The organism is Shewanella sp. HN-41, assembly GCF_000217915.1.
Taxonomy (GTDB): domain Bacteria; phylum Pseudomonadota; class Gammaproteobacteria; order Enterobacterales; family Shewanellaceae; genus Shewanella.
Map to the genome: position 1 here is coordinate 1 of NZ_AFOZ01000001.1, position 13,596 is coordinate 13,596.

A 13,596-nucleotide genomic window follows, 5' to 3' on the forward strand; every position below is an offset into this window, starting at 1 on the left:
CAAGACGAAAGCCTCATCGAAAGATGGGGCTTTTTTCGTTGTGTATTTTTAAGTCTAAAATGGCGAGCTTGCTCAATTTTTAAAAAGTTTACGCATATTCATTGATGCAATTCCTTTGGTTCTCATTCAATCGCACTTGTGCGCGACTTGGCAGTATTGACCCTTGGCACTGATCTCTGATGGATTAAACTGTATAATGCCAGTTATATTTGTGAGTAATAAAATGAATTGTCGTCTAGGGTGTGGTGCTTGCTGTATTGCACCATCAATTAGCAGTGAAATACCTGGAATGCCAAATGGTAAAGCCGCAGGTGAACGCTGTGTGCAGTTGAGCGACGATAATTTATGTTTGATTTTCGGCTCTCCGGATCGTCCCGATGTTTGTAGTGATTTTGATGCATCTGAGGATGTATGTGGTCATTCAAATGAAGAGGCGCTTTGGTTGATTAGCAACCTTGAATCTCAGACGTCTCATTGAGTTTTTCGCTGACAGGTGAATTATGCAGTTAACACGCTATACCGATTTTGGTGTTCGCACGCTCATGTATTTGGCTGTTCAGCCGGACAGAAAAACATTATTCCGAATTGCTGAAATAACCCAGGTATTTGATTTATCACCAAATCATGTGTCTAAAATTGTGCACCATTTAGGAAAACTGGGTTATCTAGAAACCATTCGCGGTAAGATGGGCGGTTTTCGCCTAGGTAAATCTGCGAGTGAGATTAATCTTGGGCAACTGATCCGTGCGTTAGAAAACTCATTGGCACCGATAGATTGCAGCAAACCTTACTGTCGATTTACCCCCGCGTGTCAGTTGAAGGGGGTGTTAGCAGAGGCGGTTGCAGCTTATTTAAATGTGCTCGATCAATATAGCTTGCAGGATATCGTCAGTAATCGCAATGAGCTGCTTTCCTTGCTGCCCGATATGTCTATTTCAGTCTTACAGCTAGATTAGTACGTTCCCTATGGACTAAGTCGATAGGGAGTAGTCTTGACGTGGGCACCAACTCAATTTCTTCTGCCTTGAGACGCGCTAGATTAGCCTTTAAGAAGCGGATTGTTTCTGGATAAGGATGGGCTATTGCAACAAGATTTCCTTGAATATGCGCTTGTTCTATCATGAGATTAAATTGTTTTTCTAAGGCTGATTCACTCAGGTTATTATCGAGAAAGAGTTGGCGTTTTAATGTTGGAATCCCTAGCTGCTCTGCTTTATCCCTCGCCCGAGTAAACTGCGTCGTCATGCTGTCGACAAAATACAATTGCTTCTGTTTCAGACTCTCCATGACCCAGAGCATGGGATCATCCAATTGAGTCAGTAAACTGCCCATATGATTATTCACACCCTTAGCAAAGGGTACGCTCGCTATTGCATCTAACACATTGGCGCGGATTTGCGCTTCGTTCATCGAGTTTGTTAATCCGCCAGGACCTAATGCTTTACCGTTGAGTGCTTGCATGGGGAGATGAAGCATTATCTCATGGCCTTTTGCATGCCCTGCCTTTGCCAGCTTTTTGCTGAGTGGTGTGTGCGGCAATACGGATAGCGTCACAGTGCTAGGCAGGGCGAGTACTGCTTCATCCGTGTGACGGTAACCTATGTCATCAATAATCAGCGCAATTTGTGCTGCATAACACGGGGTAATAGATAGGGCTAAGAAGGCCAAACAGTAAAATAAGCGCACAGTTTCTTCTTATTAGTCATGGTGTTGTATCCAAGTAATAGCCGAAGTGACTATATGGTCTTGGGCAACGTCTTCACGCGCAGAGAGGGCATCGATTATAGCCGTATTCTCTTCGTTGGAGCCAGCTGGCTTAGTAATTTTTATGTCAGGCTCGATACCGATATCGTGAATGTTTTCTCCTTTTGGGGTGTTGTATTGAGCGATGGTTAGCTTAATCGCATTACCATCGTTGAGGATCGGGATTAGGCTTTGGACTGTACCTTTACCAAAGCTGGTTTCACCTAAGAGTTTAGCGCGGCCATTTTCCTGCAGTGCTGCGGCGAGCACTTCGGATGCAGAAGCCGAGCCTTTATTGATCAGTACTAGCATAGGCACATTAGTAAGCATGGTTTGTGGCGAGGCGTAATAATCCGAATTGGCATCGAAAAATCGCCCACTAGTCGAAACAATACGTCCCTTGGCGAGAAAGAGATCGGCAATTTTGATGGCTTGATCGAGTAACCCTCCTGGGTTGTTTCGCAGATCGAGAATAAGCCCGTTTAGGGGAATAGCTTGCCATTGGTTAAGCGAACGAATCATATCTGTGGTGGAGTTCTCTTGAAAGCTACTGAGTCTGATATAGCCTATATTGCCTTGCAGTAATTTACTCGTAACCGATTGGATTGTGATGGTACTTGGCGTGAGTGACACCTCAAACTCGGTGCTGTCGTTGTGGTGTTTTAGTGTGAGGCTGATGCTCTGTTTGTTCAGGCTATGTTGCTTGATTTCATTAAGAATATCAGCAAGATTGGTTTTTGTTGCGGGCTTATTATTCAGTTTGATAACAGTGTCACCGGCTTGAATGCCCGCCTGTTCAGCGGGAGAATTAGCAAAGGGGGCTATCACGCTGATCCGATCTTTATCGCTGGCGACTTCAAAGCCGAAACCAAAATATTCCCCTCGGTTAGCGTCTTTTAAATCAAGCAAATCTTGATGGTTTAGGAAGCTAGAGTAGGGATCTAAATGCTCAAAAATCCCTTTGATGGCCGCTTGGACTAATTCTTCCTTGGAAACGGTTTTAACATAATAGGTTTCTACGGTTTCCAGCACATCCTGAAGTAAAGGGTAGTCAAAGCCGCTGCGGTAGGATTTAGTATTCTCTTGGCTGGAGAGGCTGATGGAAAGGCCTAAGGTTAGGCCGAATCCAACGCAGGCGATATAGCGGATCATGTGTTTCATAGCCGTCCCCTGTTGCTGTTGGGACGGCCATGTTAGCGACAGTATTTCGCTGGATCGACGGCTTGCCCCTTATACCTTATTTCAAAGTATAGGCCAGGCTCGGTCTGTCCACCCGAACGTCCGACTAAAGCAATCGCTTCGCCGCTTTTGACCATATCACCTGGGCTTTTCAGTAAGGCCTGTGCGTGACCATAGAGACTCATATAGCCTTTTCCGTGGTCGATCACCATTACCATACCAAACCCTCGCAACCAGTCGGCGTAGATCACCTTTCCACCGGAAACGGCACGAATATTTTGCCCTTCGGGTGCAGATAGCATTGTACCTTTCCACATCACTTGGCCTGAACGTGGGCTACCAAAGCTGGCGCTGACTCGACCTTTTGTCGGCCATTTAAGCTTACCGCTTTGCTTACCAAAACCTTCCATTGAGGGATTGTCTTTCATTGCCCGCAGGGCCTGTTCGACAACCCGCTTTAAGCTCGCCTCTTCAATTTGCAGTTGTTCAAGTTCGGCGCCTTTAGTGTTGAGTGTGCGCTGCAATTCATTAAGGGTCTGTTGACGTTGGTTTTGTTCTTGGCTCAAGCGCTTAGATTGCACTTGTTGCTCGGCGATCAGCTTAGTGAGTTGTTGCTGCTTGCTGGTTTGTGAGATTTTAATTTCATCAAGCTCGGTGAGAGTCTGTTTTAATTCGTTGATTGACTTCATCCGTGCTTTGTTTAGATATTGATAATAAGCCAGCATGCGCTCAATGGTGGCGGGGCTTTGCTGGTTTAGCATCATCTTAGTGTAATCGTGATTACCCGCTAAATAGGCGCTCGACAGTTGTTTAGAGAGCGTCTTTTGTTGGCTCACCTTGAGAGTTTCTAACTCTTCTTGGCGTTGTTTGAGTTCGGCGAGCTTAGTATCAATCTGCGCTAGGCTGTTTTTGGTGTTGTTGACTTTTTTGGCGGCCGTCGCAATCGCCTCTTCATCGCTACGTAGCAATGACAGTAATTTTTCCCGTTGCTTACTGGTGTTTTTAAGCGCGCTTTGTTGTTTATTTATTTGCGCTTGGATTGATTTCAACTCGGACTGACGCTTCTCCAAATCAGAAGCGTTAGCCGAGAAAGATAACATCATAAAGCCAGCAAGAATGCTGGCTTTAACAAGGAGTCGAGTGCTCACTAGGTAACAATTACTCTTTAATATGGATTAATGGCTTACCCGTCATCTCTGCGGGAATGGCTTCACCCAACAGATGCAGAATCGTAGGTGCGATATCGCTCAGTTTGCCACCGACATCGATACTTGCATCTCGGCCCACAAATACAAAGGGGACGAGTTCACTGGTGTGGGCCGTATGGGCTTGGCCTGTGGTTTCGTCGGTCATTTGTTCTGCGTTGCCGTGGTCAGCGGTAATAATACATTCCCCACCGACTTTAGCCAGCGCTTCAACCACGCGGCCGATACAGGCATCGACAGCCTCACAGGCTTTAACGGCGGCATCGAAATTACCCGTGTGGCCAACCATATCGCCATTGGGGTAGTTACAGATGATCACATCGTACTTGGTCGATTCAATCGCAGCCACGAGTTTGTCGGTCAGTTCGGTCGAACTCATCTCTGGCTGTAAATCGTAAGTCGCCACTTTAGGTGAGTTAATTAGGATGCGATCTTCACCCTCGAATGGATCTTCCTTACCGCCGTTGAAGAAGAAGGTCACATGGGCGTACTTTTCAGTTTCAGAGATCCGCAGTTGAGTACGGCCTTGTTTCTGCAACACTTCACCTAGAGTATTCACTAGGTTTTCAGATGGATAGGCTATAGGAGCCTTAATATCTGCCGCATATTCCGTTAGGGTGACAAAGTGTATCTTAGGCACGACAGCACGTTCGAAACCGTCAAAGTCAGGGTTGATAAAGCTGCGGGTGATCTGGCGGGCACGGTCGGCGCGGAAATTCATAAATATCAGCGCATCGCCATCTTGCAAGGTCGTGACTTGGCCGTCTGCATCTGTGATTGCCGATGAAGACACAAACTCGTCGTTTTCATCGCGCGCATAGGCGGCTTCCAATGCGGTGACTGCATTGCCGTATTGGAACTTTGCTTTGCCCTGGGTGATCAGATCATAGGCTTGAGATACGCGGTCCCAACGATTATCCCTGTCCATCGCGAAGTAACGGCCGATAATCGATGCCACGCGGCCATGGCCTAATGTAGTAAACAGATCATCAAAATGGCTTAAGCTGCCCTTAGCGCTGCGTGGGGGAGTATCGCGGCCATCGAGGAAAGCGTGTAAATAAACCCGAGTCGCACCGCGTGCCACGGCCATACGGCACATGGCTTCGATATGTTCTTCGTGGCTGTGAACACCACCGGGAGAAAGCAGACCCATAATGTGCACAGCGCCATTGGCTTTAATTGCTGAGTCAACGGCATCGCATAGGGCTGGGTTTGTCTCAAACTCATGGTCGCTAATCGCTTTACTGATACGAGTGAGTTCTTGATACACGATACGGCCGGAGCCTAGATTGATATGGCCTACTTCAGAGTTACCCATCTGGCCATCGGGCAAACCTACATCTAAACCAGAACCAGAAATCAAACCGTGGGCATATTGGTCATTGAGGCGGTCGAGTACCGGAGTCTTAGCGTGGAAAATGGCATTCATATGCGTATTTTCACGGTAGCCCCAGCCATCGAGGATCAACAACGCGATTGGACGTTTAGTTGTCGTCATGGTGTTACCTTTAAGTTTTAAAGAAGCGATAGAAATCTGAAATTGGTTAAATATTACTACGTAAGCGGGGTACGAAAAAGCGCTTTACCTAGATTAAGGTTATCGAATCACTAATTCATCGGATTATGTGAGCATAGAGAGAACGCCGATACGGCTGGGCTTAAACTGTGTTCTCGAACTGTGACTAAACTGCTGCAATCTGCCAAGGCAATGGGTATACTCTGTGCCCTTATCGAATTTTCGCCATTTATACGGGCTGTAATCATGCAAGAATATATCGAATTTTTTAAAGCTCACTCTATGTTAAGTCTGGCTTGGGTGGGATTATTGGTAGTGCTTGTGATCAGCGTGATCAAATCGAGTCTATCTAAAAATCAAAAATATTACTCACCAAGAATTAACCATTATGGTGAACAGACAGGACGCAAAAGTGGTTGATGTGCGTTCAAGCGATGAGTTCCGTAAGGGTCACATTGTTGATGCGCTTAACGTTACACTGGCGGATATCAAAAATAATCAAACTTCAGCCCTTGAAAAGTTTAAAGCCAGTCCCATTATACTTGTATGCAATGCTGGCATGACCTCGTCTCAAGCGGCTCAGCTTTTAAGCAAACAGGGTTTTGAGAATCTGTATAACTTAAAAGGTGGTATGGGTGAATGGCAGGCAGCGAATATGCCTGTTTCAAAAAGCAAAAGATAAGTTGTCGGCGGCAGTTATGATTTGTGCTGCAACAGTCCTCTCGACGATGCAGCAATAGAGTCATCATTGTTTGGCATACTGATCCTGCGGTCGCTAAGGGCTTAGATTAAGTTTTTAGACTCGTTAGAAAGTACACTCTAGGGTTAAAGATTGGGATGGTACTGGGATTGATACAGGCCTCTAGCCCCAAAGCCCAAGCTAAATAGACATATAAGTCAGCCTTCAACGAAAAGCTGGCACAACATTGATAGGATAGGTAGGAAATTATGGCTGAAGTAGCAAACAACGAACAACAAGCCCCACAATTCAACATTCAACGTGTTTACACTAAAGATGTTTCTTTTGAAACGCCTAACAGCCCTGCGGTATTCCAAAAAGAATGGAATCCAGAAGTGAAGTTAGATTTAGACACGCGCAGCGCTAAATTAGCCGATGACGTATACGAAGTCGTACTGTCTCTGACTGTGACTGCACAAAATGGTGGCGATACCGCTTTCCTATGTGAAGTCCAACAAGCGGGTATTTTCTCTATCGTTGGTTTAACTGAGCCACAATTGGCACATTCATTAGGCGCATACTGCCCTAACATCCTGTTCCCATATGCCCGTGAAGCTGTGGGTAGCTTAGTTGGTCGTGGTACTTTCCCACAACTGAACCTAGCACCAGTGAACTTCGATGCGTTGTTTGCCCAATACGTGCAACAACGTCAAGCCGCTGCAGCTGCTCCAGCAGCCGAAGAAGCAAACGCTTAATTACATGAAAAACTCTGCCGACATCACGGTATTAGGGGCGGGCTCATATGGCACCGCCCTTGCCATCTCTTTAGCCAGCAATGGTCATAAGACCTTGTTATGGGGACACGATCCTGTCCACATGCAAACGCTCGCGCAAGACAAGTGCAACCAAGCATTTTTGCCTGGCATTGCATTCCCAGATTGTTTACAGATCGAAGCCGATTTAGCCAAAGCCTTAGCGGCCAGTAACAATGTGTTAGTGGTGGTGCCAAGCCATGTGTTTGGTACTGTGCTTGAGCAAGCTAAACCGTTACTCCGTAGTGATGCGCGCATCGTCTGGGCAACTAAAGGGCTCGAGCCTGAAACGGGGCGTCTACTGCAAGATGTGGCCCGTGATGTATTAGGTGAGCAATATCCACTGGCGGTGTTATCTGGGCCAACCTTTGCGAAAGAATTAGCCATGGGTTTACCTACAGCCATTTCGGTCGCGGGGACTTGTCCTCAGTTCACCAACGATCTCGTCGAGTTGCTGCACAGTCCTAAACGTCTACGGGTTTACGCCAATGATGACTTTACCGGACTGCAACTTGGCGGCGCGGTAAAGAACGTGATCGCCATTGGCGCGGGCATGTCCGACGGTATCGGCTTTGGTGCCAATGCTAGAACGGCCTTAATCACCCGTGGTCTAGTCGAGTTGACGCGTTTAGGCGAAGCCTTAGGGGCCAATGCGGCCACCTTTATGGGAATGGCGGGGTTAGGCGATCTCGTGCTGACCTGTACTGACAACCAATCCCGTAACCGTCGTTTCGGTTTAGCCTTAGGTAAAGGCTGTGATGTGGATACCGCACAGGCTGAAATCGGCCAAGTGGTTGAAGGTTATCGCAATACCAAAGAAGTGTTTACCCTTGCGAAACGCCTCGGGGTCGAAATGCCGATCACAGAGCAAATCTACCAAGTCTTGTACCAAGGTAAGGCTCCGGTCGATGCAGCCAAAGAGTTGCTCAGCAGAGAAAAGAAATCAGAAACGCCAGCACAATAACTGCGCGGGTCTGATATCAAGCTGTAATGCCGAATAAAACAAAGGGTGCTAAAATAGCGCCCTTTTTTATACATGGACTTCTGGTGCAAGAAGTATCCCCGATCGCCATGGTCCTTGATGTTCCCTACATCAGGCGGGCATTTCCTCCATCCCTGGAGGTCAGATGGTGAAAGAGGGGATTTGTGCCCCAATGCAAATATTAACCCTAAGCTGCTAGCAAGCCTTTGAAGGCTTATGGATTTGTATTGAATGGGCAACAGCGTAATCAATTTATCTGTGTGGAGTAAGAGCGTGAAACATCATGATGTCATTATTATCGGAGCCGGCGCCGCGGGATTGATGTGTGCAGCGACCGCGGGTTACCGAGGCCGTGATGTACTCGTACTCGATAATGCTAAGCAAGCGGGGCGTAAAATCCTCATCAGCGGCGGCGGGCGTTGTAACTTCACCAACTTGAAAGTCGAGCCCGCTAACTTTATCTGTGGTAATCCGCATTTTGTTAAATCGGCACTGGCGCGTTATCCCTCACAGCAATTTATTGAACTGGTCGAACGCCACGGTATTGAATACCACGAACGCGATCACGGCCAACTGTTCTGTAATGACTCGGCCAAAGAGATAGTCACTATGCTGCTGACCGAATGTGAATGGGCGGGCGTGACGATCAAACTGCGCACCGATATTCTGGCCGTTAGCAAAAATGAAGCAGGGCGCTTTGAGCTTAAAACCTCTAATGGCGAGTTAAGCTGTGACTCCTTGGTTATCGCCACGGGTGGTTTATCCATGCCAAAGCTGGGCGCCACGCCTTACGGTTATCAACTGGCCGAGCAGTTTGGCCTTAAGGTATTGCCAACCCACGCGGGGCTAGTGCCTTTTACTTGGCACAGTGAAGACAAAATCCGCTTCGAACCTCTGTCAGGCATTGCTGTACCGAGCCGCATCACTGCCAAAGATGGCACAGCCTTTAGCGAAGCGCTGCTATTTACCCATCGCGGCTTATCTGGCCCCGCTATTTTACAGATTTCCAACTACTGGAAAGCGGGCGAAACCATAGAAATCAATCTATTACCTAATATGGATGCCGCACAGGCCTTAGAGCAACAACTGGCCGCACATCCCAAACAGAGTCTGCGTAATACCTTAAGCCAGTGGTTACCTAAGCGGCTGGTAGAAGTGCTATTCGATGAGGTTTTATTAAACAAAGCCTTAAATCAATTGGTGCATGCAGAGCGCGCTAAACTGGTCGATGATCTCCACCGCTGGACAGTACTAATGAATGGCACCGAAGGCTACCGTACCGCCGAAGTCACCTTAGGCGGCGTCGATAGTCATGAGTTGTCATCCAAAACCATGGAAGCCAGTAAAGTTGCAGGACTCTATTTTATCGGTGAAGTCATGGACGTCAGTGGTTGGTTAGGTGGGTTTAACTTTCAATGGGCTTGGGCATCCGGCGTCGCCGCAGGGCAAGCGGTCTAGCCTCTCGCTTACATAAGAGTCATTAAATGTAGATTGCAGGCTATCTAGGGCTTGTTGATCTTTGCGATACAAATGTTGCCCAGCAATACATAGGTAGCCACATTAACGTCAACGCCAGTGAAGCCATACTGGCGTAATTCCTTGCTAGCTTGTCATATATTGTTGATATCGCTCGATAGTGTTTGATTCTTCCAAAAGCATTTTCTACTAAATGCTGATATCGATATAAACATCAATCGACCTTCTCTTGAGGTGTATTTTTATAGTGCCACTTTGGGATAACAAATATCCCGCCTTTGGGGGCGATAAAGAGTCCTTGCTAACTCCCTTCAAGCAAAAGTAAAAAGGGTTAATTCTTAGTTCAAGTTGAGTAACCCGTTACCTTTCTTGGGGCAGATCTGTAGCCGTTGATCTCATAGCAAAGCGAGTGACGTATGTGTTTATCCTGAAAAGCCGAGCATTGAAATCACTCGGCAGGAAATAGCAATATTTATCTAAAGCTGTGGCTATTTAGTGTCATTGTTTGTCCGGATATCCAGCCTCAGTCAGCGCTGTGAGGAACGCGTTCTCGTCCAAGGTGCTATCGACCCTAACTTCATGTGTGGATGGGTCAGTTTCGATACGAGCTTGTGGGTCGACACTTAGCAGTGTTTTGGTGACGGACTTAGCGCAGCCGCCACAGGTCATGTTGGGAATATAGAAACGCAGCATCTTAATCTCCTAGTTTGTTACTGTGTCTGACTAATATGATGTTTAACCGTGTGACAAGGTCAAACACTTTTTAGTGATATTTTTACATCAACTTCAATGACTAAATTACTATCCCGCGTTTAGCATCTTCGAGAAAGGGACCATCGAAGCCGGTTGGCCTCGACAGGGTCAACGCGAGGCCGAGAAGCGCGTGATGAGGCGGATGTATCGACCCCAAACCTAGGCAACCTATGTTTAGCCTGTGAACACAATTCTGCAGTTTTCACCGCTTGACCGATATTCATCATTATTCCCTCCTAAACTCACTGTGTCTCGGTGCTATTATCAAGCGCCATCGGTGCCCGAAAACGCTTGAGCCGCAGTGCGTTGCCGAGCACAAAGATACTGGATAGTGCCATCGCCGCCGCGGCGAAAATCGGTGAAAGCAGCGTGCCGTTCACTGGGTACAGTGCGCCAGCCGCAACCGGTATCAACAACGCGTTGTAAGCGAAGGCCCAGAACAGGTTTTGCTTGATGTTGCGGATCGTCGCTTGGCTGAGGGCGATGGCGTTCGGCACACCACGCAAGTCGCCCGACATCAGCACCACGTCAGCGGCTTCGATTGCCACATCGGTGCCGGTGCCAATGGCAAGCCCTATGTCTGCTTCGGCGAGCGCCGGTGCGTCGTTGATCCCGTCACCCACAAAGGCAACCTTCGCACCATTGCTGCGAAACTTCTTCACCGCCGCAACCTTACCGTCGGGCAGCACTTCGGCCGCCACCTCATCGATGCCCAATTGCTTGGCGATTGCCATCGCAGTGGACGCATTGTCACCGGTAATCATCGCAACCCTGAGCCCCTGCATATGCAGCGCTCTGATCGCTTCGGGTGTAGTCTCCTTGATTGGGTCGGCAACCGCGATCACTGCCGCTAGGCGGCCGTCAATCGCCGCATAGAGAGGACTTTTACCTTGCTCGCCGAGACGCTGGGCGGTTGACTTGAAGCCTGTTACATCAAGGCCCAGCTGTGCCATGAACCGGTCGGCCCCCACAGAGACGGTGCGAGCGGCGACCTTCGCCGTCACGCCAAAGCCCGGGGTGGCGTCAAAGGCATCAATTGGTGCGAGCGTAATCCCCTTCTGTTTTGCTGCGCTGACAATCGCTTCGGCAATCGGATGTTCGGAACGTGACTCCACCGCCGCGACAAGCGCCAATACTTCATCGTATTCAAAGCCATCGGCGGGAACGAGGTCGGTTAACTCAGGTTGACCCTTGGTCAGCGTGCCAGTCTTATCGAGGGCGATAATCGTCACATCGCGTAGCGTCTGCAACGCCTCGCCCTTGCGAAAGAGTACCCCGAGCTCAGCCGCGCGGCCCGTGCCGACCATGATCGAGGTCGGCGTGGCCAGGCCCATGGCACATGGACAGGCAATAATGAGCACCGCTACCGCGTTGACCAACGCAAATGTCAGCGCCGGCGTCGGGCCAAAAATCAGCCAGACTAGGAAGGTCACAGTGGCCGCAGCCATCACTGCTGGGACAAACCACATAGTGACCTTGTCCACCAGTGCTTGAATCGGCAGCTTGGAGCCCTGTGCTTCTTCCACCAGGCGAATAATCTGCGCGAGGACGGTGTTGGCCCCCACTTTGGTCACACGGAAACTGAACGCGCCTGTCTTGTTGAGCGTGCCGCCAATGACTTCGGCGCCCACGCCTTTGGACACGGGTATCGGTTCGCCGCTGATCATGCTCTCGTCAACGTACGAGTTGCCTTCAATCACCTCGCCGTCGACCGGAACCTTCTCCCCCGGACGGACGAATACAATGTCGCCAATCGTCACTTGATCAAGTGCTACTTCCAGCATTTCTCCGTTGCGCTCCACGCGCGCGGTTTTCGCCTGCAGGCCGACCAACCGTTTGATCGCCTGCGAGGTTCGCCCCTTAGCGCGCGCCTCCAAGGTGCGCCCCAGCAGGATTAAGGTAACAATCACCGCTGCGGCTTCGAAATAGACGTTGGCTGTGCCCTGCGGCAGTACCTCGGGAATAAACGTCGCGACCAGCGAATAACCGTAAGCCGCCGCGGTGCCGACAGAGACTAGCGAGTTCATGTCTGGTGCACCACGCAGCAACGCCGGAATGCCTTTTTGGAAGAAGCGTAGGCCAGGGCCGAAAAGGACCATAGTGGTAAACGCGAACTGCACATACCAGTTCGTCTGCTGATCCAAGACCTCCATTACCCAATGGTGCATGGCAGGGATAAGGTGCGAGCCCATTTCAAGGGCAAATACTGGCAAGGTGAGAATGGTCGCAATCAACATCGAACGCTGTAGCGCTTGCGCTTCACTATCACGACGATCTGTGTCCTGTTCGCTTTCATTCGGTCCTTCGGCGGACAAGCGGTGGGCTTTGTAACCCGCTTGTTCCACCGCGGCCTCAAGCTCAGCTGCGGATACGACTCCTGCCAGATGGCGCACCCGCGCCCGCTCGGTTGCCAGATTGACATTGGCTTCGAGCACCCCGGGGATTTTTGTGAGTGCCTTCTCGACCCTGCCTACGCATGAGGCGCAGGTCATATCTTCAATCGCCAGTTCGGTGTTATCTTCGCGAACCGCATAACCTGCACTCTCTATGGCGTGCACGGCCGCCTGTGGATCGGCCATACCGCTAAAGATAATATCGGCCCGTTCGGTGGCGAGATTAACGGAGGCGGTATGCACGTTGGGAACGACTTGGAGTGCACGCTCGACCCGACCGACGCACGAAGCACAAGTCATGCCTTCAACCGGCAGGCTCAGACGCGTCAATGTGGTTTGGGATGGATTCGCACCTTGTTGGGTAATGGAAACCATTGAACAGCTCCTTAACGTTTTTGTTAGAGACAAGCTTAAAACCTCCCGTAACGGGAGGGTCAATATCTGTAACTGACTTATTTTACGACGTGCAGATTAGGCATACCGTTTGTCCCATTACAGTCCATATCCACCTGTGTACAAATTTCCCATCCTCCGCCCAGAGCCTTGTAAATGCTAATAATAGCAAGCCGTTGGTTGGTGCGAGCGACAGTGAGTGCCCGCCTACTTGCCAAGTCTGGCTGTTCAACTTCTAGTTCATCCAGATAGCTGCCCTCACCTTTTAAACACCGAAGTCGAGCAAGACGTGCAGCTTCACGATTTGCCGTCTCTACTCCAATCTGAGCCGTTGCTGCTGCAAGGAGCCGTTCAGCAGATGCAATATCGGTGCGTCTTAAAAACAGACCCGCAGTCACCTACAGCGATCTCTTTAACGGTGAGAACTTCATGCTCGGGAGTGGCCGTAGGTAGCTTAAAACAGAA

At 49.3% G+C, this 13,596-nt stretch carries 12 protein-coding genes and 2 pseudogenes; 6 read left to right on the top strand and 8 right to left on the bottom strand.

Annotated features, from left to right (window positions below):
* Positions 1-223 precede the first annotated feature (223 nt).
* Positions 224-478, top strand: coding sequence for a YkgJ family cysteine cluster protein (locus tag SOHN41_RS00005; RefSeq protein ID WP_037457666.1), 255 nt, complete (start codon positions 224-226; stop codon positions 476-478).
* 22 nt (positions 479-500) lie between these two features.
* Positions 501-956 carry an Rrf2 family transcriptional regulator gene (locus SOHN41_RS00010; RefSeq protein WP_007643993.1) on the top strand — a complete coding sequence of 152 codons (456 nt, stop codon included), beginning with the start codon at positions 501-503 and terminating at the stop codon, positions 954-956.
* Here SOHN41_RS00010 and SOHN41_RS00015 read toward each other — a convergent pair.
* From SOHN41_RS00015 to gpmM, 4 genes are read right to left on the bottom strand one after another with little or no spacing between them, the layout of a single operon-like run.
* Complete coding sequence (locus tag SOHN41_RS00015) at positions 931-1,686, bottom strand: divergent polysaccharide deacetylase family protein (protein WP_007643995.1); 756 nt, start codon at positions 1,684-1,686, stop codon at positions 931-933. The two genes, SOHN41_RS00010 and SOHN41_RS00015, sit on opposite strands and share 26 nt — an antisense overlap.
* Positions 1,687-1,698: 12 nt before the next feature.
* Positions 1,699-2,904: a S41 family peptidase gene (locus SOHN41_RS00020; protein ID WP_007643997.1), complete on the bottom strand. Its 1,206-nt coding sequence runs from the start codon at positions 2,902-2,904 to the stop codon at positions 1,699-1,701.
* A 32-nt stretch (positions 2,905-2,936) separates the two neighbouring features.
* Positions 2,937-4,070 (bottom strand): murein hydrolase activator EnvC family protein, encoded by a 1,134-nt coding sequence (locus tag SOHN41_RS00025; protein WP_007644004.1) that lies wholly within the window; start codon positions 4,068-4,070, stop codon positions 2,937-2,939.
* A 10-nt stretch (positions 4,071-4,080) separates the two neighbouring features.
* Positions 4,081-5,625, bottom strand: coding sequence for a 2,3-bisphosphoglycerate-independent phosphoglycerate mutase (gpmM, locus tag SOHN41_RS00030; RefSeq protein WP_007644005.1), 1,545 nt, complete (start codon positions 5,623-5,625; stop codon positions 4,081-4,083).
* Positions 5,626-5,889: 264 nt separating this feature from the next.
* Here gpmM and SOHN41_RS00035 point away from each other — a divergent pair.
* The 4 genes and pseudogenes from SOHN41_RS00035 to SOHN41_RS00050 all read left to right on the top strand — a co-directional run bounded on the left by SOHN41_RS00035 (position 5,890) and on the right by SOHN41_RS00050 (position 9,574).
* Positions 5,890-6,325: pseudogene (locus tag SOHN41_RS00035) on the top strand (rhodanese-like domain-containing protein).
* A gap of 266 nt (positions 6,326-6,591) precedes the next feature.
* Positions 6,592-7,077, top strand: a complete 486-nt coding sequence (secB, locus tag SOHN41_RS00040; RefSeq protein WP_007644008.1) for a protein-export chaperone SecB — start codon at positions 6,592-6,594, stop codon at positions 7,075-7,077.
* Between the two features lie 4 nt (positions 7,078-7,081).
* Entirely contained in the window at positions 7,082-8,098 is a 1,017-nt protein-coding gene (gene gpsA / locus SOHN41_RS00045; RefSeq protein WP_007644009.1) for an NAD(P)H-dependent glycerol-3-phosphate dehydrogenase, read from the top strand.
* Between the two features lie 291 nt (positions 8,099-8,389).
* Positions 8,390-9,574 (top strand): NAD(P)/FAD-dependent oxidoreductase, encoded by a 1,185-nt coding sequence (locus tag SOHN41_RS00050; protein WP_037457668.1) that lies wholly within the window; start codon positions 8,390-8,392, stop codon positions 9,572-9,574.
* A gap of 40 nt (positions 9,575-9,614) precedes the next feature.
* Here SOHN41_RS00050 and SOHN41_RS19660 read toward each other — a convergent pair.
* The 4 genes and pseudogenes from SOHN41_RS19660 to SOHN41_RS20000 all read right to left on the bottom strand — a co-directional run.
* Positions 9,615-9,881: pseudogene (locus SOHN41_RS19660) on the bottom strand (hypothetical protein); the annotation flags it as partial.
* Positions 9,882-10,090: 209 nt separating this feature from the next.
* On the bottom strand, positions 10,091-10,285 hold the full coding sequence (locus SOHN41_RS00055; protein ID WP_007644011.1) for a heavy-metal-associated domain-containing protein: 195 nt from the start codon (positions 10,283-10,285) through the stop codon (positions 10,091-10,093).
* A 302-nt stretch (positions 10,286-10,587) separates the two neighbouring features.
* The gene (locus SOHN41_RS00060) at positions 10,588-13,113 is read right to left on the bottom strand and encodes a heavy metal translocating P-type ATPase (protein WP_007644012.1); all 2,526 of its coding nucleotides are present in this window, start codon (positions 13,111-13,113) and stop codon (positions 10,588-10,590) included.
* A gap of 77 nt (positions 13,114-13,190) precedes the next feature.
* Entirely contained in the window at positions 13,191-13,529 is a 339-nt protein-coding gene (locus SOHN41_RS20000; protein WP_037457663.1) for a TolC family protein, read from the bottom strand.
* Between the last annotated feature and the right edge of the window lie 67 nt (positions 13,530-13,596).

Excerpts from the sequence above, each read along its gene's own strand:
- SOHN41_RS00005 (WP_037457666.1), top strand. The coding sequence starts at position 224 with ATGAATTGTCGTCTAGGGTGTGGTGCTTGCTGTATTGCACCATCAATT.
- SOHN41_RS00010 (WP_007643993.1), top strand. The coding sequence starts at position 501 with ATGCAGTTAACACGCTATACCGATTTTGGTGTTCGCACGCTCATGTAT.
- SOHN41_RS00020 (WP_007643997.1), bottom strand. The coding sequence starts at position 2,904 with ATGAAACACATGATCCGCTATATCGCCTGCGTTGGATTCGGCCTAACC.
- gpmM (WP_007644005.1), bottom strand. The coding sequence starts at position 5,625 with ATGACGACAACTAAACGTCCAATCGCGTTGTTGATCCTCGATGGCTGG.
- secB (WP_007644008.1), top strand. The coding sequence starts at position 6,592 with ATGGCTGAAGTAGCAAACAACGAACAACAAGCCCCACAATTCAACATT.
- gpsA (WP_007644009.1), top strand. The coding sequence starts at position 7,082 with ATGAAAAACTCTGCCGACATCACGGTATTAGGGGCGGGCTCATATGGC.
- SOHN41_RS00055 (WP_007644011.1), bottom strand. The coding sequence starts at position 10,285 with ATGCTGCGTTTCTATATTCCCAACATGACCTGTGGCGGCTGCGCTAAG.
- SOHN41_RS00060 (WP_007644012.1), bottom strand. The coding sequence starts at position 13,113 with ATGGTTTCCATTACCCAACAAGGTGCGAATCCATCCCAAACCACATTG.